At 76.0% G+C, this 23,112-nt stretch carries 19 protein-coding genes; 8 read left to right on the plus strand and 11 right to left on the minus strand.

The features are described from left to right. Positions 1–205: 205 nt before the first annotated feature. Positions 206–376, minus strand: coding sequence for a hypothetical protein (locus tag AB0G08_RS24355; protein ID WP_358091787.1), 171 nt, complete (start codon positions 374–376; stop codon positions 206–208). Positions 377–571: 195 nt separating this feature from the next. Between AB0G08_RS24355 and AB0G08_RS24360 the strand changes: the two genes are divergently transcribed. After that, a complete protein-coding gene (locus tag AB0G08_RS24360; protein ID WP_358091789.1) occupies positions 572–1,261 on the plus strand; it encodes a DUF4191 domain-containing protein in 690 nt (229 codons plus the stop codon). 57 nt (positions 1,262–1,318) lie between these two features. Here AB0G08_RS24360 and AB0G08_RS24365 read toward each other — a convergent pair whose 3' ends face one another. Continuing rightward, complete coding sequence (locus AB0G08_RS24365) at positions 1,319–1,657, minus strand: RDD family protein (protein ID WP_358091855.1); 339 nt, start codon at positions 1,655–1,657, stop codon at positions 1,319–1,321. Between the two features lie 325 nt (positions 1,658–1,982). Here AB0G08_RS24365 and glnA point away from each other — a divergent pair, with 325 nt between their 5' ends. From glnA to AB0G08_RS24380, 3 genes are all read left to right on the plus strand, one after another. Next, positions 1,983–3,407 carry a type I glutamate--ammonia ligase gene (gene glnA / locus AB0G08_RS24370; protein ID WP_121400424.1) on the plus strand — a complete coding sequence of 475 codons (1,425 nt, stop codon included), beginning with the start codon at positions 1,983–1,985 and terminating at the stop codon, positions 3,405–3,407. Between the two features lie 158 nt (positions 3,408–3,565). Continuing rightward, on the plus strand, positions 3,566–3,925 hold the full coding sequence (locus AB0G08_RS24375; protein ID WP_358091791.1) for a PadR family transcriptional regulator: 360 nt from the start codon (positions 3,566–3,568) through the stop codon (positions 3,923–3,925). Continuing rightward, complete coding sequence (locus tag AB0G08_RS24380) at positions 3,922–4,932, plus strand: hypothetical protein (RefSeq protein WP_358091793.1); 1,011 nt, start codon at positions 3,922–3,924, stop codon at positions 4,930–4,932. Before AB0G08_RS24375 ends, AB0G08_RS24380 begins: the two co-directional genes overlap by 4 nt. Before the next feature lie 238 nt (positions 4,933–5,170). Here AB0G08_RS24380 and AB0G08_RS24385 read toward each other — a convergent pair whose 3' ends face one another. The 3 genes from AB0G08_RS24385 to mptB (AB0G08_RS24395) all read right to left on the minus strand — a co-directional run bounded on the left by AB0G08_RS24385 (position 5,171) and on the right by mptB (AB0G08_RS24395) (position 9,073). Continuing rightward, positions 5,171–5,920 carry a phosphotransferase gene (locus AB0G08_RS24385; protein ID WP_358091795.1) on the minus strand — a complete coding sequence of 250 codons (750 nt, stop codon included), beginning with the start codon at positions 5,918–5,920 and terminating at the stop codon, positions 5,171–5,173. 193 nt (positions 5,921–6,113) lie between these two features. Beyond that, on the minus strand, positions 6,114–7,523 hold the full coding sequence (gene mptB / locus AB0G08_RS24390) for a polyprenol phosphomannose-dependent alpha 1,6 mannosyltransferase MptB (protein ID WP_358091857.1): 1,410 nt from the start codon (positions 7,521–7,523) through the stop codon (positions 6,114–6,116). A 149-nt stretch (positions 7,524–7,672) separates the two neighbouring features. After that, complete coding sequence (gene mptB, locus AB0G08_RS24395; RefSeq protein WP_358091797.1) at positions 7,673–9,073, minus strand: polyprenol phosphomannose-dependent alpha 1,6 mannosyltransferase MptB; 1,401 nt, start codon at positions 9,071–9,073, stop codon at positions 7,673–7,675. A gap of 44 nt (positions 9,074–9,117) precedes the next feature. Between mptB (AB0G08_RS24395) and AB0G08_RS24400 the strand changes: the two genes are divergently transcribed. Together AB0G08_RS24400 and AB0G08_RS24405 are read left to right on the plus strand one after the other, a co-directional pair. Next, positions 9,118–10,809, plus strand: coding sequence for a hypothetical protein (locus AB0G08_RS24400; RefSeq protein WP_358091799.1), 1,692 nt, complete (start codon positions 9,118–9,120; stop codon positions 10,807–10,809). Positions 10,810–10,939: 130 nt separating this feature from the next. Next, complete coding sequence (locus AB0G08_RS24405) at positions 10,940–11,647, plus strand: class I SAM-dependent methyltransferase (protein ID WP_358091801.1); 708 nt, start codon at positions 10,940–10,942, stop codon at positions 11,645–11,647. Between the two features lie 100 nt (positions 11,648–11,747). On the opposite strand, the gene AB0G08_RS24410 is transcribed toward AB0G08_RS24405, so the two are convergent. Next, positions 11,748–14,858: a bifunctional [glutamine synthetase] adenylyltransferase/[glutamine synthetase]-adenylyl-L-tyrosine phosphorylase gene (locus AB0G08_RS24410; RefSeq protein WP_358091803.1), complete on the minus strand. Its 3,111-nt coding sequence runs from the start codon at positions 14,856–14,858 to the stop codon at positions 11,748–11,750. Then, positions 14,858–15,625, minus strand: a complete 768-nt coding sequence (locus AB0G08_RS24415) for a type 1 glutamine amidotransferase (protein WP_358091805.1) — start codon at positions 15,623–15,625, stop codon at positions 14,858–14,860. Before AB0G08_RS24415 ends, AB0G08_RS24410 begins: the two co-directional genes overlap by 1 nt. A gap of 263 nt (positions 15,626–15,888) precedes the next feature. Between AB0G08_RS24415 and AB0G08_RS24420 the strand changes: the two genes are divergently transcribed. Continuing rightward, entirely contained in the window at positions 15,889–16,764 is an 876-nt protein-coding gene (locus AB0G08_RS24420) for an LD-carboxypeptidase (protein WP_358091859.1), read from the plus strand. A gap of 148 nt (positions 16,765–16,912) precedes the next feature. Here the strand turns inward: AB0G08_RS24420 and AB0G08_RS24425 are convergent, their stop codons facing one another. Continuing rightward, complete coding sequence (locus tag AB0G08_RS24425; protein ID WP_358091807.1) at positions 16,913–17,797, minus strand: virginiamycin B lyase; 885 nt, start codon at positions 17,795–17,797, stop codon at positions 16,913–16,915. A gap of 210 nt (positions 17,798–18,007) precedes the next feature. On the opposite strand from AB0G08_RS24425, the gene AB0G08_RS24430 reads away from it, so the two are divergent. After that, on the plus strand, positions 18,008–18,466 hold the full coding sequence (locus tag AB0G08_RS24430; protein WP_358091809.1) for a hypothetical protein: 459 nt from the start codon (positions 18,008–18,010) through the stop codon (positions 18,464–18,466). A 47-nt stretch (positions 18,467–18,513) separates the two neighbouring features. On the opposite strand, the gene AB0G08_RS24435 is transcribed toward AB0G08_RS24430, so the two are convergent. From AB0G08_RS24435 to AB0G08_RS24445, 3 genes are all read right to left on the minus strand, one after another. Further along, on the minus strand, positions 18,514–18,888 hold the full coding sequence (locus AB0G08_RS24435; protein WP_358091811.1) for a VOC family protein: 375 nt from the start codon (positions 18,886–18,888) through the stop codon (positions 18,514–18,516). A 106-nt stretch (positions 18,889–18,994) separates the two neighbouring features. Beyond that, complete coding sequence (locus AB0G08_RS24440; RefSeq protein ID WP_358091813.1) at positions 18,995–22,318, minus strand: AAA family ATPase; 3,324 nt, start codon at positions 22,316–22,318, stop codon at positions 18,995–18,997. Positions 22,319–22,389: 71 nt separating this feature from the next. Beyond that, positions 22,390–23,085, minus strand: coding sequence for a WYL domain-containing protein (locus tag AB0G08_RS24445; protein WP_358091815.1), 696 nt, complete (start codon positions 23,083–23,085; stop codon positions 22,390–22,392). Positions 23,086–23,112: the final 27 nt, after the last annotated feature.

Here is a 23,112-nt window from a genome sequence, read left to right on the forward strand (position 1 = left end):
CGGGCCCGGCTGCCCGCCCGGTCAGCCGTCGGCCCCCGCCGCGGGCCGCGCGAGGGGCCGTCGGCACCATCGGCCGGCCGCTGGCCGGCCCGCGCGCCGTCGGCCGGTCGTGGGCCGATCCGCACGGCGTCTGCCTGTCGCGGGCCGGCCAGCACGGCGTCGGCCCCCGGCGGGTCGGTGGCGACCGCCGGGGGCGCGGGGACGGTCACCGGCGGGCGTCGCCGGTGCGTACCGGATGGCTTCGTCGACTGAGCCAGACGCGCGTGGTGCGGCGCGGCAGGGCCCGGGCGAGCCGGTCGACCGCGGCCTCGGCGCGCAGCTCGGCGGCGTGCGTACGGTGGATCGAGAGGATGAAGTCTGCGTCGTTGCCGAACATGGCGGGCTCCCTGCGGTCGTCGTCGGCTGTCGACTCCGACTCTGCGCGCGAAGGTGCCCCGGGGGCATGGGTGTGCCGCCCGATCTTCGCCCGCTCCCCCTCCTTACTCCCGGCCCCCGGCGGCGGTGCGGGCGCGTAAGGTACTCAGCCCGGCCGCGGACAAGGCGACGTGCGGCGACCACTAGACTCTTCGGCATGGCAAAGCCCCAGGAGAAGGTCTCGTTCGGCCAGCGGCTGAAGCAGATCGGGATGGTGTTCAAGTTCACCGCCAAGCAGGACCGGTGGTTCGCGCCGTTGGCCGCCGCCGCGGTGCTGATCCCGCTCGCGCTCACCGTGGTCGCGGTCCTGCTCTGGGGCTGGATCTGGCTGCCGCTGGGCATCCTGTTCGCCCTGCTCTGCCTGCTGATCGTGCTCAACCTGCGCTCCAACCGGGCGATGATGAACGCCGCCGAGGGGCAGCCCGGCGCGGCGGCCCAGATCATGGAGAGCATGCGCGGCGACTGGCGGGTCACCCCGGCGGTCAGCTCCACCACGCAGATGGACATGGTCCACCTGGTCATCGGCCGGCCCGGGGTGATCCTGCTGGCGGAGGGCAACCCGCAGCGGGTACGCGGCCTGCTCGGCCAGGAGAAGCGGCGGCTGGCGAAGGTGATCGGCTCCGCCCCGCTCTTCGACTACGTGATCGGCCAGGAGGAGGGCGAGCTGCCCATCCGCAAGCTGCGGATGACGCTGATGCGGCTGCCGCGCAACCTCAGCGGCAAGGACGTCAACTCGCTGGACAAGCGGCTCAAGGCCCTCACCGCCCGCCCGCAGATGCCCAAGGGCGCGATCCCGAAGAACATGCGGCCCGCGCGCGGCGCGTTCCGCCAGACGCGGGGTCGCTGACCCCCGACGCGTACGCGAAGAGCCGGGCCCCGTGCGAAGGGGCCGGCTCTTGCCGTGTCAGGGGCGGGGGGCGTCGGTGACGACGGAGCCCGTGAGGCGGTCGTGCAGGCCGCGGCGGTGACCGTCCATCAGCAGGGCCGGCACGACCAGGGCGAGCAGCAGGCCGCGCAGCAGGGCCCGGGCCACCCCGATGCGACCGCCGTCGGCCCAGGCGACGCAGCGGACCTTCGTGATGAACATGCCCGGCGTCTGCGCGAAGAGCCCGAGGAAGAAGCCGTACTCGACGATCAGCACCAGCACGGGCGCCCACCCGTCGCGGACCGGGTCGGCGAAGACCCCGGCGATGAGCAGGCAGAGCACCCAGTCGATCACCAGCGCCCCGAACCGGCGCCCCAGGCTGGGCGGGGTGAAGGCGGGATCCGTCGCGGGCGGTACGGGGCGATCATGCGGCTTGGTCACAACGGTCAAGGGTATCCAGGGCGGGTGGACGGATCGGGGACGGTCGCCCGCGCCCGGGCGCAAAAAGGGGCTAAAGCGAGCAAGTGTCAATAGAATGGCACAGCCGATGGCGTCCCGCCGCGCGGTCCGGCCCGCCCGAGCGGCGCGGATGACGCTCCGCGAGGGACGTAACACGGCAGAAACACTCAAGACATGGCCGGGCAACCGCGCGGCCATAGCGTCGCCAGGAGCCTAGCCACCCGTGGACGTGCCAGGAGGACGTGTGTTCGCCAATCCCGAGGAACTCCTGCGATACCTCAAGAACGAGGACGTGAAGTTCGTCGACGTACGTTTCTGTGACCTGCCCGGCGTGATGCAGCACTTCAACCTGCCGGTCGAGTCCGTCGACGATGCCTTCTTCACCGAGGGCCTGGCCTTCGACGGTTCGTCGATCCGCGGTTTCCAGGCGATCCACGAGTCGGACATGCTCCTGCTCCCGGACGTCGCCACCGCGTTCATCGACCCCTTCCGGGCGCAGAAGACCCTCGCGCTCAACTTCTTCATCCACGACCCGTTCACCCGCGAGGCCTACAGCCGGGACCCGCGCAACGTGGCGAAGAAGGCCGAGGCCTACCTGGCCGCCAGCGGCATCGCCGACACCGCGTACTTCGGCGCGGAGGCAGAGTTCTACATCTTCGACTCCATCCGCCACGAGACCTCGGCGCACCAGTCGTTCTACTACATCGACTCGATCGAGGGCGCCTGGAACACCGGCCGCGAGGAGCCGGGCGGCAACCGCGGCTACAAGACCGCGTACAAGGGCGGCTACTTCCCGGTGCCGCCGGTCGACCACCTCGCCGACCTGCGCGACAGCATCGTGCGCCGGCTGGTCGACAGCGGGTTCACCGTGGAGCGCTCGCACCACGAGGTGGGCACCGCCGGCCAGTCCGAGATCAACTACCGGTTCTCGACGCTGCTGCACGCCGCTGACCAGCTCCAGCTCTTCAAGTACATCGTGAAGAACGAGACCTGGGCCAACGGCAAGACCGCGACGTTCATGCCGAAGCCGCTCTTCGGCGACAACGGCTCCGGCATGCACACCCACCAGAGCCTCTGGCTGAACGGCGAGCCGCTGTTCTACGACGAGACCGGCTACGCCGGCCTGTCGGACATGGCCCGCTGGTACATCGGCGGCCTGCTGCACCACGCCCCGTCGCTGCTGGCCTTCACCAACCCGACGGTCAACTCGTACCGCCGGCTGGTGCCGGGCTTCGAGGCGCCGGTCAACCTGGTCTACTCGCAGCGCAACCGCTCCGCCTGCACCCGCATCCCGGTGACCGGCAGCAACCCGAAGGCCAAGCGCGTCGAGTTCCGCGTGCCGGACCCGTCGGCCAACGTCTACCTGGCCTTCTCGGCGATGATGATGGCCGGCCTGGACGGCATCAAGAGCAAGATCGAGCCGCCGGCGCCGATCGACAAGGACCTCTACGACCTCCCGCCGGAGGAGTGGGGCGACGTCAAGCAGGTGCCGGGCTCGCTGTCGGCCGTGCTCGACAGCCTGGAGGCCGACCACGACTACCTGCTCGACGGCGGGGTGTTCACCCCCGACCTGATCTCGACCTGGATCGAGTGGAAGCGGGCCAACGAGGTCGACCCGGTGCGCCTGCGCCCCACCCCGCACGAGTTCGCCATGTACTTCGACTGCTGACGCAGCAGAAGAACCGCAGGAAGGCCCCGGGTCCGCCCGGGGCCTTCCTGTCTCTGTGCCCGCCGCACCGACCCACCGCCGGGCGGCGCGGCCGGAACGTTCCTCCGCTCGGCGTGTAACGGGCACCGGCATATCTTCGCGTCCGTTATATTGCGGGCGTGGACACACCGCTGCGCGAACCCACCTTCCTGATCCTCACCGCGCTGGCCGGCCAGCCGATGCACGGCTACGGCCTGATCGGCGAGGTCGCCGCCCTCTCCGACGGGCGCGTGTCGCTGCGGCCGGGCACCCTCTACGGCGCGCTCGACCGGCTGGTCGACGCCGGCCTGGTGGAGGTAGACCGCGAGGAGGTGGTGGACGGCCGGCTGCGCCGCTACTACCGCCTCTCCCCCGCCGGCGACGCCACGCTGACCGCCGAGACCGAGCGCCTGCGCCGCAACGTCGAGGCGGCCACCGCCCGGCTACGCGCCCGCGCGACCCGGCCGCTGGCCCCGCGTACCGCCGGGGGGTTGGCATGAGCGAGCTGGAGCGGCGCTACCACCGCCTGTTGCGCGCCTACCCGGCCGACTACCGCCGGGCGCGCGGCGCGGAGATCGTCGGCACGTACCTCGACCTCGCCGGCCCGGAGCGACGCTGGCCCTCGCCCGCGGACGCCGCGGACCTGCTGCGCGGCGGCCTGCGCCAGCGGCTGCGGGCCGCCGGGGCCGCCGACCTCATCCCGGGCGTACGCCTCGCCGCCGTCCTCGCGTTCCTCACCGCGGCCGCCCTGGCGGCGGCCTGGTCGGTGCTGGAACTGCACCCGCCGCGAGCGGAGTGGGGCGTGCCGAGCGCCGGGCCGTTCGTCTCCATCGGGATCGCGGTGTGGGCCGCCTGGCTGCTCGCCGCGGCGGTGCACGCGGCGGCGCCGGGTCGGTGGACCCGCCACGCCGTGGCCCTCGCCCTGCTGCTCACCGTCGCGGTCGTGCCGGTCGCGGCCCTCGCCGGCCTGCCCCGGCCGCCGCTGTTCGTGCTGCTGCCGCAGGTCGCGCTGGGGTTGGTCGCACTCGGCCTCCCGGAGCGGCCACCCATGCCGGTCCGGTCGGCGCCCCTGCTCGCCGTCGTCGCCGCCGGCCTCGCGAGTGTCAACCTGCTACCCCGCTACGCCTCCTACCTCAGCTACCACGGCTGGACGGCGAGCGGGGTGCTGCCTACCGCCGCCGTGGCCCTGCTCATCCTGGTGCTGCTGCTCGGGGCGGGGCTGGCCCTGCGGGCCGACCACCGGGGCGGCTGGGCGCTGCTGGTGCTGCTGACCCCGATCGGCCTGCTCTTCCTGGACCCGCTGGCCGGCGCGGTCGACGGCAACATGCGCGGCGCGCCCAGCGCGGGATGGGACGCGCTCGCCGCGACGGCCGTCGCGGTCGGCCTGGCCGGCCCCGCGCTGATGCCGCTGACGATCGCCCTGCACAGGCGGATGCGCCGACCCGGCCCGGTCCGAGCCGGCGACCGCTGCCCGACCTGCGGACACACCGCCGAGCGGGCCCCGTAGACCACGGCGGCGGCACCCGCCCGGTCGGTGGAACGCCATGGGTGTCACCCGCGGGTTTTGACACCCATGGCGTTCCACCCGCCCCGGCCGATCGGCGGCGGCGCATGGCGGAGCTGCGGCGGCGCATGGCGGGGCACCGGCCGCGGGGCGGAGCCGCGGCGGTGGGTGGTGGCGCGGCGGTGGGTGGTGGCGCGGATCGGCGCTCGCCGCGAGGGCCGCTCGCGCGGCGGCGGGGCGGTCAGCGCAGGGCGGTCTCCCATGCCTCGACGTGGGCGTCGAGGTAGTCGGCGGTGCCCAGCCAGTACGGGCCGTCCTCGGTCCAGATCCGGGCCCACGGCTCGCGCCGCTGCTCCGCGCCCTCCCGCAGCAGGTCGTACATGGCCCGGGCGCGACGGCCCAGCGTGACGGCCAGGGCCGGGCGGGACGCCTCGTCCAGGCGGTAGCCGTCGGCGAAGGCGCGCAGCCGGGCCGCCGACTCGGCCACCGGCCGGTCCGGGCGCAGGCCGGCCATGCTCTGCGCGGCGTACGCGACGTCCCAGAGCCGGGAGCCCGGCGCGGCGCCGTCCCAGTCGATCAGGACCCAGCCCCGGTCCGCCCTGATCAGGTTCCAGGGGGCCACGTCGTTGTGGCAGACGAGTTCCTCCCGGTCCGGCGGGATGAGCTGCTGCCACGCCGCCCCGGCCGGCGGGGTGAACCCGGCCAGCGCCTCGTGCAGCTCGGCCAGCATCCGGCCGATCGCGCGCAGGTCCGCCACCGGGTACGTGCCCGACGCCGCGCCGACCTCGCCGGGGACGTACTCCAGCACCTGCCGGCCCTGCGCGTCGCGGCCCAACGGTCGGGGCGCGCCGGAGAATCCCACCGCGTGCAGGTGTGCCAGCAGGTCGTCCACCGCGTCGGTCCAGGGGCCCACCGGGCGGCGGACGGTGTCGCCGACGCGCACCACCCCGGCGGTGGCGTTGCCCGGCAACGGTTCCTCGACTGCGCTCATCCCACGATCATGGACCCGCCGGCCGAAGCACGCCGCACGGCCCCGCTGGCCGAAGCACGCGGCACGGCCCCACCGGCCAGAGCACGCGGCACGGCCCCACCGGCCGGAACGCGCGCACGAATCCGCCCGGCAGGGGCGGCGCCGCACGGCCCTGCCACCGCCTGCTCCGGCCCCGCCGGCCGGAACGGGCTCCTCAGCCCGGACGCGCGGCGCCGGGGCGGCGCAGCCGGCGCAGGCCCCACGCCGCCAGCCCGAGCGCCAGCGCGGTCATCGCCAGGGCGCCCGGGGCCTTGCTGAACCGGGCCAGGTTGGTGCCGTCGGGCAGGGCGAGGAAGGCCGCCGCCGCACAGGGCGCCACGAACCAGGTGGTCCGCGTCGCGGCGACCGCGAGCAGCGCCAGCGGCCAGGTGGCGTACCAGGGGTGGAAGACCGGGGCCAGCACGACCGTGGCGACCAGCGCCAGGCCGGCGCCGAGCAGGGCGACCCGGGGCCGGGCGGCGTCCGGACGGCCCACCCGCTGCCGGACGTCGGCCAGGCGGCGCAGCCCCGCCCAGGCCCGCCACCACAGCGCCACCACCGCCACCGCGAGCAGCAGCAGCGCCGCCGCGCGGGTGACCGGCACCGCGCCCGGCTCCCGGCCGACGAGCCCGCCCGCGTAGTCGACGACGAAGCCCACCGCCGTGGGCGGGGACGTCCACTGCTCGGAGTCCCCGCTGCGGGTCAGCCCGCCGACCCAGCCGAGGCCGAGGCCGGACAGCAGCGAGGTGACCGCCACCGCGCCGAGCACCCCGCCGGCCAGCCAGCCGCCGTCGCGCAGCAGCGCCCGGACGGTGTGGCGGCCGTGCACCGCCGCCAGCGCCGCGAACGGGAGCACCACCACAGCGGTCGCCTTAACGGTCACCGCCAGCCCGAGCAGCGCCCCGGCCAGCAACAGCGGCCCCGGCCTGCCGGGCCGGCGCAGGAGCACCAGCAGGCCCGGCAGCAGCAGGCCGAGCATCACCGCGTCGTTGTGCGCGCCGGCGAGCAGGTGCACCCCGACCAGCGGGCTGGCCAGCGCCAGCCAGGCCGCCCGGCGGGTGGGCACGCCGGCGGCCCGGGCCAGGCCCGGCAGGCATCCGGCGGCCAGCAGCACCCCGGCGACCGCAAGCAGCCGGAACGCCACGATCGCGCCCACCAGGCCGCCGCCGAGGGCCACGGCGAGCGCGGCGAGCAGCACGAAGAACGGCCCGTACGGCGCGGGCGTGTCCCGCCAGATCGGCGCGACCGCGTCCACCCACGGGCAGCCGGCCTCGGCGACGCCGGTGGCGTACGGATCGACGCCGTGCGCGTACGCCCAGCCCTGGCAGGCGTAGGAGTAGACGTCCCGGCTGCCCAGCGGCGGGGCGGCCAGCAGCGGCAGCGCCCACAGCCCGGCGGTCAGGTACGCCCACCGCGTCGACGGCGCGCCCCGGCGCAGCGCCCACCAGGCGCCGACCAGCAGGGCGGTGCCGACGAGCCACAACGCGACGGCCCACGGCTCGTCCCAGGGGCCCGGCACACCGGTGGCCCGGGGCAGCGCGCCGCCCAGCCAGCCGGCGACGGTCAGCAGCACCGCCCCGGCCAGGCCGGCGTAGCGGGCGAGCCGGGCGGCACCGGGCGACGGCGGCGGAGGCCGGAGTGGCGGGCCCTCGGGCGGCGGCGGGGGTCCGGGCACCGGCGGGGGGCCAGGCGGGGCCGGCGGGGTGCCGGGATCGGTCACCGACGGCCCTCTCCTCAGTCCACGGCGGCCGGTCGACGGGCCGCCCGGGCCGACCGTACCAAGCGGACCACCACCACGATCACGAACAGCGTCATCAGCGGCGCCCCGACGGTCTTGGTGTACCGGGGCAGCCCCGTGCCGTCGGCGAGCACCAGGAACGACGAGACGATCGCGACCACCGCGAACCAGCCGGTGCGCCGCGCCGTGGCCGCGAGCACGGCCAGCGGCCAGGTCCAGTACCAGGGGTGGAAGAGCGGGGCGAGGGCGACGGTGGCGGCGAGCGCCAGGCCGGCGTGCCAGATCGGCTCCCGGTGGCGGGCCCGCCACCACAGCCAGAGCAGCACCAGCGCCAGCGCCGCCATGCCGATCCCCCGGGTCACCGGCAGCGGGTCGCCGTGCCAGCCGAAGGGCGCGGCGAGGTAGGCGACGGTCTGCCCCACCGCCGTCGGCGGCGAGGTCCAGGCGATCACCAGGCCGCCCTGCTCCAGGCCGGTGATCCAGCCGAAGCCCAGGCCGGTGGCGAGGGTCGCGCCGACCACGGCGGCGACCGCCCCACCGACCACCCACCCGCCGTCGCGCACCAGCGCCCTGATCGAGTACGCCCCGACGATCGCGGCCAGCCCGGCGAACGGCACCACGACCAGCGCGGTCACCTTGATCGCGGCGGCCAGCCCGAGCAGCACTCCCCCGGCGAGCAGCGGGCCGGGGCGGCCGGGCCGGGACACCACCACCGCCAGGCCGGCGACGAGCAGCCCCACCATCAGCGCGTCGTTGTGCGCCCCCGAGATCAGGTGCACCCCGATCAGCGGCGAGCCCAGCGCCAGCCAGACCGCCCGGCCGGCCGGTACGCCGCAGCGCCGGGCCAGCACCGGCAGGCTGGCCGCCGTCAGCCCCACCCCGACGACGGCGAGCAGCCGGAACAGCACGATGCTGCCGACCAGTGACCCGGTCGCCTCGACCACCGCCCCGGCGATCAGCACGAACAGCGGCCCGTACGGGGCCGAGGTGTCCCGCCAGATGTACGAGATGGTGTCCAGCCACGGGCACGGCAGCGCCGAGACGCCCTGCTCGTACGGGTTGATCCCGCCCGAGTAGCTGGCCCCCTGGCAGGCGTACGCGTAGACGTCCCGGCTGCCCAGCGGCGGCGTGAGGAGCAGCGGCAGCAGCCAGAGCCCGACGGTCACCAGTGCCCAGCCGGTCGACGGCACCCGGTCGCGCAGCGCCCACCAGGCGTACGCCATCAGGCCCGTGCCGACCGCCCAGGTGGCGATGATCAGCGGGCCGTGCGGGCCCTGCCAGATGCTGACCGGGGTGGGGCGCAGGTCGCCGTCGGGGAACGCGCCGCCGAGGAACGCGGCCACGGCGAGCAGCGTCGAGCCGGCGAGGCCGAGCCAGCGCGCGAGGTGGTGAGGCACGCCGGACATGCTGCCAGTACGGTGGTCGCGGTACGGAGGTGGGCATGCGGCGCAGTCGGGTGGTGGCGGTGGCCGCCGCGTCCGCCGTGCTCCTCGGGGTGGCCTACGTCGCCCTCCCGCCGACCGGCTCCGACCTCGCCGCGCAGGTCGCGCGGGCCGACTTCTTCGCCGCCCACGGCCTCGCCCCGGTGGACCTGCGCTGGTACGGCGGCGTGCAGCAGTTCGGCTACAGCCTGCTCTCCCAGCCGGTGATGGCGCTGCTCGGGGTGCGGGTCACCGGCGCGCTGGCCCTGGTGGCGGCGGCCACCGCGTTCGCGGCGCTGCTGGTGCGCACCGGGGTGCCCCGCCCGCTGCTCGGCAGCCTCGTCGGGGTGCTCACCATCGCCGGCAACCTGGTTTCGGGCCGGGTGACGTACGGCCTCGGGGTGGCCCTCGGCCTCGGCGCGCTGCTCGCCCTCACCCTCCCCCGGGGCCCCGCCGACGCAGACGCCGACGCAGACGCCGACGTCGACGCCGACGCGGAGCGGCGGGCGCGGCGCCGGCGGCTCGGGCGGCTCGGGCTGGCGGCGGCCGGGGCGCTGCTGGCCTCGGCGACGAGCCCGGTCGCGGGCCTCTTCGTCGGCCTGGCCGGGGCGGCGCTGCTGCTGACCCGCCGGTACGCCGACGGCCTGGTGCTCGGCGTCGCCGCCGCGCTGCCGCTCGGGCTGACCGCCCTGCTCTTCGGCGACGGCGGCTGGATGAACATCAGCCGCATCGACACCGTGCGCGCCGTGCTGACCAGCCTGCTCGTGGCCGCGCTGGTGGGCTACCGGCCGGTGCGGGTGGGGGCGCTGCTCTCGGCGGCCGGGGTGCTGGCGGCGGCGCTGGTGCACACCCCGGTCGGGCTGAACGCCACCCGGCTGGCCGTCATGTTCGCCCTGCCCCTGCTGGCCGCCGCCGCCCGCCCCCCGGCCCGGCCGACCGCGTGGTTCGGCCGGACGGCCGCGTCATCCGGCGCGCGACCCGTCGACGCCACGCGGACCGGAGTCGGGGGCGGCGGGTGGGTCCGGGGCGGCGTCGCGCTGGCCGCGCTGCTGGCGGCGGTGTGCTGGTGGCAGCCGCCGGTGCCCCCCGCCGACCTGCGCAGCGTCGACGACCCGACCGCCCGGGCCGCCTACTTCGCGCCGCTGCGGGCCTTCCTCGGCGGGCACCGACTCACCGGCCGGGTGGAGGTCCCGCCGACCCGCAACTACTGGGAGGCGGCGAGGCTGGGCGAGGTGCCGCTGGCCCGGGGCTGGCTGCGGCAGGCCGACATCGACCGCAACCCGCTCTTCTTCACCACCGTGCCGGGGGCGGCCGGCACCGGAGTGCCGCTGACCGCCGCGAGCTACCGGGACTGGCTCGACGACAACGCGGTGCAGTTCGTCGCGGTGCCGGACGCCCCGCTGTCCTGGGTGGGGCGGGCCGAGGCCGAGCTGGTCGCGGGCGGGCTGCCGTACCTGACGCCCGTCTGGTCCGGCCCGCACTGGCGGGTCTGGGCGGTGGCCGACCCGACCCCGATCGTCGGCGCGCCGGCCGAGCTGGTCGCGCACGACGGCGCCTCGGTGACGTTCCGGGCGCCGGCCGCCGGCACCGTGCCGGTCCGGGTGCGGCACAGCCGCTGGCTCACCGCCTCGGGCGGGGCCACGGTCGCCCCCACCGGCGACTGGACGGCGGTGACCGTGCCGCGCGCCGGGCAGTACCGGCTCGGCAGCTGACCGGTCACCCACCTGCGGCACCCGGCGGCCCTCGTTTTGCCGGTCCGGCAACGTTACTTGCTCCCTCTGCCGGGGTGCGCGCACGATCGACGCGGCAGGGCACGCAGGCAGCGCACCAGGAGGACGAGACGTGCACCACGACGCGACGGCCGGGCAGCACCGGCACGACGGCACCACTGCGGCCACCGCACCCGACGGTGGGCACCACCCGGACGTGGACGAGGAGACCGCGCGGTTCTGGGAGGAGCACTACGGGCGGCACGAGAGGGTCTGGAGCGGCCGGGCGAACCCGATCCTGGTCGACGTCGCCAACTCGCTGCCGGCCGGCAGCGTGCTGGACCTCGGCTGCGGCGAGGGCGGCGACGCGATCTGGCTGGCCGGGCGGGGCTGGCGGGTGACCGCCGTCGACGTCTCCGAGACCGCCCTCGCCCGGGCGGCCGAGGAGGCGACCGCCGCCGGGGTGGCGTCCCGCATCGAGTTCCGCCGGCACGACCTCACCCGGACGTTCCCGCCGGGCGAGTACGACCTGGTCTCCGCGCAGTTCCTCCAGTCGCCGCTGGAGTTTCCCCGGGCGGAACTGCTGCGGTCGGCGGCCCGGGCCGTGGCCCCCGGCGGCCGGCTGCTCGTCGTCGAACACGGCGAGGCCCCGCCGTGGGGACGGCACGACCACGCGCACGCGCGCTTCTCCACCCCCCAGGAGACCCTGGCCGCGCTCGACCTCGACCCCGACCGGTGGGACGCCGAGCGGCTCGACGCCCCGCGCCGCCAGGCCACCGGCCCGAACGGCGAGACCGGCGAGCTGGTCGACCACGTGGTGCTGGTCCACCGCCGGCCCTGAGGCCCGCGCCGGGGGCGGGACCGGTCGGCCCCGGCCCGAAAGCCGGCGGCGCGGGTGGGCCGAGCGCCTGCCGGGCCGCCCGCCGGCGCACCCGGCCGGCTCAGCCGTCGAGGACCCGTTCCATCGCCGCCCGGGAGCGGCGGCCGGTGCGCAGGTACTCGTCGAGGAACTCGCCGGGATCGTCCCGGCCGAGCAGCCGGACCACCCCGGCCAGCTCGACGCCGTGCCGGGGCAACTGGTCGCCCGCCCGGCCGCGGACCAGCATCAGCGCGTTGCGGACCTGCGCGGCCAGCGTCCAGCCGGCCGCCATCTCCACGGCGTCCGTCGGGTCGACCAGGCCCGCGTCCCGGGCCGCCGCGAGGGCGTCGAGCGTACGCGTGCCGCGCAGCGCCGGGATCGTCCCGGCGTGTTGGAGCTGGAGCAGCTGCACCGCCCACTCGACGTCGGCGAGGCCGCCCCGGCCGAGCTTGGTGTGGGTGGCCGGGTCGGCGCCCCGGGGCAGCCGCTCGTGCTCCACCCGCGCCTTGATCCGGCGGATCTCCACCACCTGCTCGCGGGTCAGCCCGTCCGCCGGGTAGCGCACCGGGTCGACCATCGCCTCGAACTCGGCGCCCAGGTCGGCGTCGCCGCAGACGAACCGGGCGCGCAGCAGCGCCTGCGCCTCCCACACCTTCGACCAGCGGGCGTAGTACTGCGCGTACGCGGCGAGGCTGCGCACCAGCGGGCCCTGCCGGCCCTCCGGGCGCAGGTCGGCGTCGACGCCGAGGGGCGGGTCGGGCGCGGGCACGCCGAGCAGCCGGCGCAGTTCCTCGGCGATCGCGCGCGCGGCGGCGCTGGCCGCGCTGTCGCCCGCGCCGGCCGGCGCGTCGTAGACGAAGAGCACGTCGGCGTCGGAGAGGTAGTTCGACTCGTAGCCGCCGAGGCGGCCCATGCCGATCACGGCGAAGCGCAGCCCCGGCACGGGCGGCTGGGCCGCGCGGGCGGCCCGCAGCGCGGCGGCCAGGGTGGCGTCGGTGACGTCCGCCAGGGCGGTGCCGACGGCGGTCACGTCGGCCAGGCCCAGCGCCGCCCGCCCGCCGTCGGGCCGGGGCGGCGACGGGGCCAGCGAGCCGGCCCGGCTCAGCAGGTCGGCGCAGGCGATCCGGACCAGTTCCCGGCGGCGCAGCGCGCGGATCGCCCGGGTGGCCTCGACCGGGTCGGCGTGCCGGGCCGCGGCGGCGGCGAAGCCCTCGCAGAGGACCGCACTGGGTCGGGGGGTCAGCTCGCTCTCCTCGGCCAGCAGTCGCAGCGCCTCCGGCTCGCGGGCGAGCAGGTCGGCGGCGTACCGGGAGGACGAGAGCACCCGGGCCAGCCGGCGGGCCACCGGGCCGGAGTCGCGCAGCAGGCGCAGGTACCAGGGGGTGCTGCCGAGCTTGTCGGAGACCTGCCGGTAGTTGAGCAGGCCGCGGTCCGGCTCGGGGGCGTCGGCGAACTCGCTGAGCAGCACCGGTAGCAGGGTGCGCTGGATGGCGGCGGTGCGGCTCACCCCGCCGGTGAGGGCCTGGAGGTGGCGCAGCGCCCCGGCGGGGTCGGCGAAGCCGAGGATCTCCAGCCGGTGCCGGGCCGCCTCGGGGGTCAGCCGCAGCCCGTCGGCCGGCACCCGGGCCACCGACTCCAGCAGCGGCCGGTAGAGCAGCTTGGCGTGCAGGCGGCGTACCTCGGTGGCGTGGGTGACCCACTCGGCGCGGAACTCCTCGACGGCGCTGCGGCCCGGCGTGGCGGTGTGGCCCAGCGCGGCGGCCAGCCAGCGCAGCGCGGCCGGCTCGGTCGGCACGGTGTGGGTGCGGCGCAGCCCCTGGAGTTGGAGGCGGTGCTCGACGCCGCGCAGGAAGCGGTAGCCGCGCAGCAGCGCCTCGCCGTCGGCCCGGCCGACGTAGCCGCCGGCGACCAGCGCGCGCAGCGCCGGGAGGGTGCCGGGGACCCGCAGCGACTCGTCGCCCCGGCCGTGCACCAGTTGCAGCAGCTGCACGGCGAACTCGATGTCGCGCAGCCCGCCCGAGCCGCGCTTGATCTCGCGCTCCAGCTCCTTCGGCGGGATGTTGTCGATGATCCTGCGCCGCATGGCGCGGACGTCCTCGACCGCCTCGGGTCGCTCGGCGGCCCGCCACACCAGCGGGGCGAGCTGGTCGATCCACTCCCGGCCCAGCGCCAGGTCGCCGGCCGCCGGCCGCGCCTTGAGCAGCGCCTGGAACTCCCAGGTGCGCGCCCAGCGCCGGTAGTAGGCGAGGTGGCTGGCCAGCGTCCGCACCAGCGGTCCCCGGTTGCCCTCCGGGCGCAGGGCGGCGTCGACCGGCCAGGCGACCAGCCCGCAGACGTGGATCAGCCGGGTGGCGACCGTGGTGGCCGCGGCTAGGTCGTCGTCCTCGGCGGCCACGAAGATCACGTCGACGTCGGAGACGTAGTTCAGCTCGTCGCCGCCGCACTTGCCCATCGCCACGACGGCGAGCCGGGGCCGGGGGGTGCCCGCCGGCAGCTCGCCGACCGCGATCTCGTACGCCGCCGCCAGGGTCGCGTCGGCCAGCGCGGAGAGCGCGGCCATGGTCTGCTCCAGGCCCCGGCCGCCGGTCAGGTCGGCCGCCGCGATCCGCAGCAGCGCCAGCCGGTACGCCCTGCGCAGCACCGCCACCGGCTGCCCGTCGCCGGACAGGTCGAGCCGTCCCTCGGCGGTCGGCGCCAGCCCGTCCGGGGCGGTACGCAGGGCCGGCCACTGGTCGGGGTTGGCGACCAGGTGGTCGCCGAGCGCGGAGGAGGCGCCGAGGACGGCGACCAGCCGGCGGCGCAGGCCGGGGTCGTCGGCGAGAGCCGCCAGCAGCGCCGACGGCGCCTGCTCCGGGGCGGTGCCCCGCTCGGCCTCGCTCGGCCTCCCGGGGCGGGCCTCTCCCCTGGCGGCCGTGCGGCGGCCCGTAGCGGGGCCGGTGCCGCTCGCCGCGGTGCGGCGCTCGGCCTCGACGATGCGGTGCAGCTGGCGCAGCGCCAGGTCCGGATCGGCGGCCCGGGAGAGCCCGGCGAGCAGCTCCGCCGCGCGGTCGTCGGTGGGCTCCTGCACGTCCGGCCGCCACAGCCCGAGCCCGTCCGGACCGAGCAGGTCTGCGGCGCGGCTCGCGCCGGTGCCGCCGTCGGTGCCGAAGCCGTAGCGGGCGAGCCGTCCCGCGGCCCTGACCGGCCGGCTCATCACTGCCCGAGCAGGGGCAGGCTTCGGCGAGGCGCGGCGTCGTCCAGCTCGCCCAGGGCCAGCGCGGCGAACCGGGCCGCGAACGGCTGCCAGACCTCCTCGACGTCGACCATCACCTCGTGGCAGGCCGCCACCACCAGGTCGGGGTCGTAGCCCAGCTCGGCCAGCAGCGTCGAGTCGGCGGCCCAGTCGGCGATCATGGCGGTGTCGCACTCGATGTGGAACTGCAACCCCCAGGCCCGGTCGCCGAGGCGGAACGCCTGGTGGGGGTAGCGGGTGGAGGCCGCCAGCAGGGTGGCGCCCCGGGGCAGCTCGGTGATCTCGTCGACGTGCCACTGGAACACGTCGGGGATCAGCGGGACGTAGCGGAAGAGCGGGTCGGTGTCGGCGGCGTCCCGCTTGCCGACCACGCACGGGCCGACCTCCGGCCCGGCGGCGCTGCGCTCGACCTCGCCGGCGTGCGCGGTGGCCAGCAGCTGCGCGCCGAGGCAGATGCCGAGGGTCGGCACCCGGTGCCGGACGGCCTTGCGCAGCAGCCCCTCCAGCGCCGGCAGCCAGGGCGCGGCGGGCGACCCGTCCGGCAGCGGGTACGGCGGCAGCGCGCCGCCGAGCACCACCAGCGCGGAGTATCCCGTCAGGTCGGCGGGGATCTCGTCACCGGCGTGGGCGCGGACGACCAACAGGTCGAGGCCGGCCTCGGTCAGCCACTCCCCCAGCCGGCGGACGTCGTCGGTCGGGTCGTTCTCGATCACCAACGCGGTAGCCACGACGTCGAGGCTAGCCGGTGGCCCGGACCGACCCCGGAACGCCTCCGCCGGCGCGGCGGCGGCCCGCCACCGACCGGCCGACGCGGCAGGGTCCTCGCGCCCGTCCCACCCTCGGCGGACCGTCCCACCCTCGGCGGACCGGGCCGGCCGGTACGTGGGCCGGTGAGGCGTCGCGACTAGGCTCTGCCGCTGTGCCCGACCACGCCCGCCCGACTCCCGCCACCGCCGTACGACCGCCGGTGCTGCGCCCCGGCGACACGGTGATGCTGGTGTCGCCCTCCGGACCGACCCGGCCGGAACGGGTGGCCCGGGGCGTCGAGCTGCTCACCGGCTGGGGCCTGCGGCCGGTGCTGGCCCCGAACGCGTACGCCCGGCAGGGCTACCTCGCCGGCGCGGACGAACTGCGCGCCGCCGACCTGAACACGGCGTTCGCCGACCCCGAGGTGCGCGGGGTGATCTGCACCCGGGGCGGCTACGGTGCGCAGCGGATCGTCGACGCGATCGACATGGCCGCCGTACGCCGGGACCCGAAGGTCGTGGCCGGCTTCTCCGACATCACGGCGCTGCAGTTCGCGCTCTGGCGGGGCGCCCGGCTGGCCGGCGTGCACGGCCCGGGGGCGGCCTGGTCGGACGAGCGCACGCCGCTGCGCTCGGCCGAGTCGCTGCACGCCGCCCTGATGACCACCGAACCGGTCACGGTGACCGCCGTCGCCGAGGAGGAGACCTTCGGGGTACGCGTGCCCGGCCGGGCCACCGGTCCGCTGCTGGGCGGCAACCTCTGCCTGATCGCGGCGTCCCTCGGCACCCCGGACATGCCGGACCTGACCGGCGCGGTCCTGCTCGTCGAGGACGTGCAGGAGCCGCCCTACAAGGTGGACCGGATGCTCACCCAGCTCCGCCGCGCCGGGGCACTGGACCGTCTGGCCGGGGTGGCGGTGGGCCAGTTCACCGGCTGCGCGGACGGGTGGTCGGTCGGCGTCGCCGACGTGCTGGCCGAGCGCCTCGGCGACCTCGGCGTCCCCGTCCTCGGCGGCCTCCCGATCGGCCACGGCCCCGGCCAGCTCACCGTCCCGGTGGGCACCGAGGCCACCCTCGACACGACCACCGCCACCCTGGAGATCACCCCCGCCGTCCGCTGACCCGCCCCGCCCGCCCCCGCGCTCGCGTCCACCTGGGTTGATCATGGGGTTGGCGGCAGCGGGACCGACATTTCGCACCGCCAACCTCATGATCGACCCGGTGGAGCGGCCGGGAGGGGCGGGCGGGTGGGAGGGGTTGGGGGGTGGGTCAGGGGGTCAGGTGGGCCAGGGCGCCCGTTTCCAGGGCGGCCCAGACCGTGGCGTCGGGGGCGACCGTGAGGCCGTGGGGCTCGGAGGCCGGGGTCGGGAGGTCGTGGGTGGTGATCGCGCCGTCGGGGGTGACGTGGCCGATGCGGTTGCCGCCCCACTCGGTGTACCAGCAGCCGCCGGCCGGGTCGGCGACGATCGCGTGCGGCCGGGCGGACCGGTCCGGCAGCGGGTACTCGGTGATCCGCCCGTCCGGGGTGATCCGGCCGAGCTGACCGGCGCCGATCTCGACGAACCAGAGCGCCCCGTCGACGCCGGCGGTGATGCCGACCGGCGCGGCCCCCTCGGTCGGCAGCGCGTGCAGGGTCACCGCGCCGTCCATGCCGATCCGACCCACCGCGTTCGCCCGGTTGAGCGTGAACCAGACGGCCTCGTCGGGCCCGGCGGCGACCATCGAGGCGAAGCCGCCGCTCACCGGCAGCGGGAACCGCGTCTGCTCCCCGTCGACGGTGACCCGACCGATCGCGTCGGCGCTCATCGCCGCGTACCAGAGGGCGCCGTCGGGACCGGTGGCGATGCCGCAGGGACCGGTTCCGGCCGGCAGTTCGACGGCGTCCAGCTCGCCGTCGGTGGTGATCCGGCCGATCCGGTCGTCGCCGGAGCGGGTGAACCAGAGGGCGCCGTCGGGACCGGGAGTGATGATCAACGGCCGGCTGTCGGCCGCCACCGGCCAGGTGCACAGCTCGCCGTCCGCACCCACCCGGGCGATCCCGCCCGCGTGGACCAGCGTCAGCCAGAGCGCGCCGTCGGGGCCGACCGTGATGCCGTACGGGCCGGCGCCCGCCCCGGTCAGCGGAACTTCCCGGATCTTCGCGGACGTCGTCAAGAGGGGGTCACCTTCCGTCATCTGCTCCGCCCCGGCGGGGCGCTGCCGAGCGCATACCCTTGCCGCCCGCGTGCGAAGGCGCAACCCGTTTGTCCGGCCGGAGGGCCCGGATTGCCAGCTCACTGACAGGGTCGCCACGGCTTCCCCCCAGCCCGGTCGGTCACCGTCGGTGAGGTCATCGCACCACCCACCGACGAGCTGGAGGACGACATGTCCCGCACCACGAGGAAGAAGCACCTGCTGGCCGGGCTGGCCGCGGCCGGCGTGCTCGGCGTGGGCCTCGCGGCCCCGGCGGTCGCGTTCGCCGCGGACGGCGACACCCCGACGCCGGGCGCCAGCACCAGCGCCGCCGAGGACGGCGACCGCCAGCAGCAGCGGGCCGACCGACAGGCGGAGTTCGCCGAGAAGCTGGCCCAGGAGCTGGGGGTCGACGCCGACAAGGTGACTGCCGCGCTGGAGAAGCTGCGCGAGGAGCACAAGCCGGCGGACCGGCCCGCGCGGGGCGACAAGGGCGACGCCGCCGACCGGCAGGCCGCGATGAAGGAGCGCCTGGCGCAGGCCGTCGAGGACGGCAAGCTCACCCAGGAGCAGGCCGATGCCGTCACGGCCGCCGCCGAGGCCGGCGTCCTGCCCGGCCCGGGCGGCCGGGGCGGACCGGCCGGCAGGTGACCGTACGCCGTCCGCCCCGGCAACCCGGCCGGGGCGGACGGCACGGCTCAGGCAGCCGGCGGGGTGAAGACGCCGAAGTGGTTGCCGGCCGGGTCGACCAGGTGGGCGAAGGTGAGACCGTTGTCGTTGGACCTCGCCGGCACCAGCACCTTGCCGCCGGCCGCCTCCGCCCGCCGCACCGTGTCGGCCACGTCGGCGACCTGCACGTAGAAGATCGCGTAGTTCGGGCTCGTCCCGCCGGTGTCCCGGATCGCCCCCTGGATCGAGCCCTCCGGCCCCGGCTCCGCCACCCGGTACGACGTCTCCGGCGTCCCCTGCTCGCTGAACGCCCAGCCGAACAGGTCGGTGTAGAAGCGCCCGGTCTCCTCCGGCCGGTCGGTGCCGACCTCGAACCAGGTGACCCCGTTGGTGATGGTGGACATGTGTCGCCTCCCGTTCGCACGCCGGCCGCGCGGCCGGCGTCGTCAGGAGTCAGCCTCGACCCCGCCCGCGACAGCGTCCTGTCGGTGTTTCCGGCCGGACCGACCGCTACTCGCCCGGACCGGTGAGCGGACGGAGCCGGGCCACCAGATCGGGGCGACGGGACCCGTGCCGGGCGCGGAAGCTCTCCGCTTCGGCCGGGGACACCGGATACCGCAGTACGCCCGCCTCGTACGTGCGGACCAGCAACTCCGCGGTGTCGATGTCCACCCAGTCGAGCCGACGAGCGCCGGCGGTGGCGAATCCCTGCGCGCCGTCGAGCAGGTCGTTGACGAGCTCACCGAGACCGCGGTCGGTCTGCCGGTCGCGGCCGAGGAAGGCGAGGACGCAGCGGGCCGCCGACGTCAGGAGCGAGCCGACGACCATCCGGTCCCGTTGGACGTGGCGCAGCACGTCGACGACGAATTCGGCGGACAAGCCGTGGTCGGTCGAGATCCGGTCCAGCACGAACCCCGGAATCGGCAACCCGTGCGGGTCGTCGGGATCCTCCACGGCCAGCAGGCGTCGGTAGGCCCGCTCCCGCTCCGGCGCCCCCGTGCCGAGGATCGGCAGAAGCGACACGTCGAGCAGGAGCCGGGCGTCCGAGCTGTCGCCGTCCGCGAACGTCCAGAAGCCGTCGAGCGCGTCGAGCGGATGACCCAGTGGTCCCAGCGCGTGCAGCGCCGTGTCGAGGTTCGGGTCGCACTCGAAGTGCGCGGCCCGGGCGAGCAGGGCGAAGTCGGCCCCGGGCGCCCGGTAGTAACCCGCCGCGTCCTCCGAAGGTCTGTCATCGCTCGATTCGCTGGCCCACCAGCGGGGGTCGCCCGCCGGCGGCAGCGACTCGTCCCGGCCCTCCTCGAGGGAGAGGAGGAGATCCCGTCGGGCTCCCGTCCACGTCCGCTCGACCCGCACGACGCCCAACAGGCTCTCGTACTCCCCCGAGCTGAGCTGGGAACGCCAGAAGAGCGCCTGCCGGTGCCACTCGGACGCCACGTCGCCGCCGTCCGGATGGAGCTCGGTGCCCCGCAGTTGCCCGCTCGCGGCGAGCGCCAGCACGAGCAGGTTCACGCCGTAGACCGCGTGGCGTGCCGGAACCGACATCTGCCGGGGCTGGTACGACTCGAAGTGTCGAGCCGGTCGCCGGCCGGGTGCCGCCCGGAACAGGCGCAGCAGCAGGTCGACGACGGCGTCCCGCCGGCTCCCGCCCCACGACGTCAGGATCTCGGTGAGGAAGGTGACGATCGGGGCGCGGCCGGTCAGTGTCGCGAAGGAGAGCAGGGCGTGCAGCGGGTCGTCGTCCGTCGGCGTGGCTCCCAGCAGGGCGCTCGCCTCCCGGGCCGCCAGGTCGCCCAGCACCAGCGAGGTCGTCCGGGCGATCAGGAACTCGCCGAAGGTGGCGTGCAGGAACTCGTACGTCCCGGCCTGGGTGTCGTCGCGCGTCGCCTGTGAGCGGTGCACGAAGAAGAAGCGACCGAGGACGATCTCGGCGGGTCGGAGCGGGGCGCGGAGGTGCCCGTCGGTCGCGACGACCGCCGGGCGGCTGCCCAGGAACGGCAGCGCGGCGAGATCCGACTCGAAGTCGTTCTCGGTGACCCACTGGACGCCCCGGTTGAACATGCCGAAGGCCACGATCGACAACCTGCGCAGCTCGTCCTCCGCCGCCCGGTCCAGGTCCCGCTCGGACAGGCCCGGCCGGTGCTTCACGACCTCCCGCCGGGCGAAGCTGCGCAGCAGGCGCTCGTAGAGCTCGCCCCGGCGCAGCTCGCCGGCCGACCGCAGGTCGTTGCCCTCGGCGTCGTAGAGCGCCAGCATCAGCAGCAACAGCGGCTGCTCGGCCAGCTCGCGATGGGTCAGCACCGTCGCCGGCGCCAGGGGTTGCACCCCGAGCGCCCGGAACGCGGCGGCGTTGACCCGGTTCCAGGTGGCGATCCACGCCCGCACCTGGTCGTCGTCGAACGGCTCCAGCCGCACCGCCACCGTGCCGGGCGGCGGCTGCGCCCGGTCGGCGACGCTGGTGCGGCTGGTGACCAGCACCGCCACCGGCCGGCCCTGGTCGGCCTCGCGGCGCTGGAACGCGGCCACCCGGCGCAGGTAGTCGGTCTGACTGACCCCGGTGGCCTGGAGCAGCTCGTCGAAGCCGTCGAGCAGCACGACCGGCAGCGCGTCGCCGGCCGACCTGGACAGGGCGGGCCAGTCCACCCGTTCCCCGGTGTCGTTGCGGACCGCCTGCTCGATCTGGTCCTGCAGCTCCCCGGCGGCGTAGACGTCCCGCAGCACCACCCGCACCACCATGAAGTCGGCGGCGGGCAGCTGCGCGGCGAGGACCCGGGTCAGCACGGACTTGCCGGAGCCCGGCTGGCCGAGCACCAGCAGCGGGGCGCGGACGGCGTTCGGCGAGGTGAGGTGCACGACGAGGGACTGCCACAGGTCGTCGCGCAGCGGCCGCCCGTCCCACCACGCCTCGTCGCTCGCCCGCGTGTGGGCGAACAGTTCCTCGATCCGGCACAGCGGCGGCACGTACGCCTCACCGAGGGTCGGCACCGTCAGCCCGGTCGGCACGTCCCCGGACGAGATGATGGGGCGGCCCAGCTCGGCCGTGTACGCCGCGGCGAGCGCCGCCCGGCGGTCGTCGGGCGAGCGTCCCGTGGAGAGGGCGAGGAGGGCCTGCCGCATCTCGCCCAGCCCCGCCGAGAGGGCACGGACCTGTGCCCGGGTCGCCTCGTGCTCGTGCAGGCCGATCCAGAAGGACACCTCGGGAAAGTCGGCCGCGAGCTGGGTCAACAGGTCCCGGTGCCGGTCGGCGGCGGTCACGGGCAGCCGGAGCAGCCCTTCCTCCGTCGCCTGTCGCCGCCACCCGTCGGCGGCCTCCCATACGGCCAGGGCGCGCAGGAAGTGCAGCACCCGGCCGACGAGCCCGTCGTAGTGGGCGACCAGGGCGTGCCGGAACGCCGGATAGGGCAGCTGCGGACCGGGCAGCGGCGCGGTGGTGACGAAGAACGCGTCGGTGAGGGGCGCCTCGTGCACCGCTCCCGCGCCGGCCAACGCCAACTGCTCTGCCTTGCTGATCCGGGCGCTCGCCACGTCGAAGGGCAGGTCGATCTCGTTCAGCGCCTCGAAGAACGCGGTCACCGCGATCACCGCGTGCGCCGCCTCCAGCCGCCGCGTACGGCCGTACCTCGACAGCCCGGAGCGCTTCTCGACCACGCCGCGCACCAGCTCGTGGCCGAGCCGGACGAACTCCACCTTCGCGTCGAAGATCCCCAGCAGCGCCGGCACGGGCACCGACGCGGCCAGCAGGGCACCCCCGGTCAGCTTGTCGAACCAGTCGACGACCCTGCTCTTCTCCCCGCCGAGCAGGCGGACGGCGTCGGCGTAGCTGAGCGTGTCGGGCACGCGGCGACCTCCTGTGGAAGCGTCCAGGAGGGACAGCATGCCGGGCGCGGGACCGCCCGCGCTGCCCCGTCTCAGACCAGGCTGAGCCGGCGGATCCGGTGCCGGGGGATGTCGAGGTCGTCGGCGGCCAGTTCGCGCTCCGGCACCCGCTCCGCCAGGGTGGTGACCGCGGTGATCCGGTCCGTGCGGAAGGCGCGGATGCCGTCACGCAGCCGGCACCAGCCCAGGAGGTACCAGTGCCGGGGGTTGCCGAGGTAGCCCAGCGGCTCCACGTCACGCAGCGAGCCGGCGCCCGCGCGGTCGGCGTACCGGATGCGCAGCACGCGTCGCGCGCGCACCGCGTCGGCGACGGCGGCCGGGACGGGCGTCACCGGCCCGTCGCCGATCAGGTGCACCCGCGCGGCGAGCCGGTGCGCCTCGGTGGCGTCGGCGGCGGGCATCACGGAGATCAGCTTGCGCAGGGCGGTGCCGGCCGCGGCGGCGAACGGCGTGCCGCGCATCCGGTGCAACGCCACCGCCATGGCGACCGCCTCGACGGGGGTGAGGTTGACCGGCGGCAGGGTGCGCGCCCGGTCGAGCGCGTAGCCGCCGGTGCGGCCCAGCTCGGCCCAGATCGGCACGCCCGATTCCTGGAGGGCGCCGATGTCCCGCTCGATGGTGCGGGTGCTCACCTCGAAGCGGTCGGCGAGCCAGCGGGCGCTGCGCGGCCGTGGCGACACGGCGCGCAGCTCCTCGACCAGGGCGTAGAGACGGTCCGTCCGGTTCACCCCCGCAACCTACGACGGGGGTGTGAC

This window comes from Micromonospora sp. NPDC023644 (assembly GCF_040640115.1).
Taxonomy (GTDB): Bacteria; Actinomycetota; Actinomycetes; order Mycobacteriales; family Micromonosporaceae; genus Micromonospora.

Coding starts and splice junctions, on each gene's coding strand:
- AB0G08_RS24380 (WP_358091793.1), top strand. CDS start 3,922: ATGAGCGAGCTGGAGCGGCGCTACCACCGCCTGTTGCGCGCCTACCCG.
- AB0G08_RS24385 (WP_358091795.1), bottom strand. CDS start 5,920: ATGAGCGCAGTCGAGGAACCGTTGCCGGGCAACGCCACCGCCGGGGTG.
- AB0G08_RS24410 (WP_358091803.1), bottom strand. CDS start 14,858: ATGAGCCGGCCGGTCAGGGCCGCGGGACGGCTCGCCCGCTACGGCTTC.
- AB0G08_RS24355 (WP_358091787.1), bottom strand. CDS start 376: ATGTTCGGCAACGACGCAGACTTCATCCTCTCGATCCACCGTACGCAC.
- AB0G08_RS24420 (WP_358091859.1), top strand. CDS start 15,889: ATGCTGGTGTCGCCCTCCGGACCGACCCGGCCGGAACGGGTGGCCCGG.
- AB0G08_RS24430 (WP_358091809.1), top strand. CDS start 18,008: ATGTCCCGCACCACGAGGAAGAAGCACCTGCTGGCCGGGCTGGCCGCG.
- AB0G08_RS24435 (WP_358091811.1), bottom strand. CDS start 18,888: ATGTCCACCATCACCAACGGGGTCACCTGGTTCGAGGTCGGCACCGAC.
- AB0G08_RS24360 (WP_358091789.1), top strand. CDS start 572: ATGGCAAAGCCCCAGGAGAAGGTCTCGTTCGGCCAGCGGCTGAAGCAG.
- AB0G08_RS24400 (WP_358091799.1), top strand. CDS start 9,118: ATGCGGCGCAGTCGGGTGGTGGCGGTGGCCGCCGCGTCCGCCGTGCTC.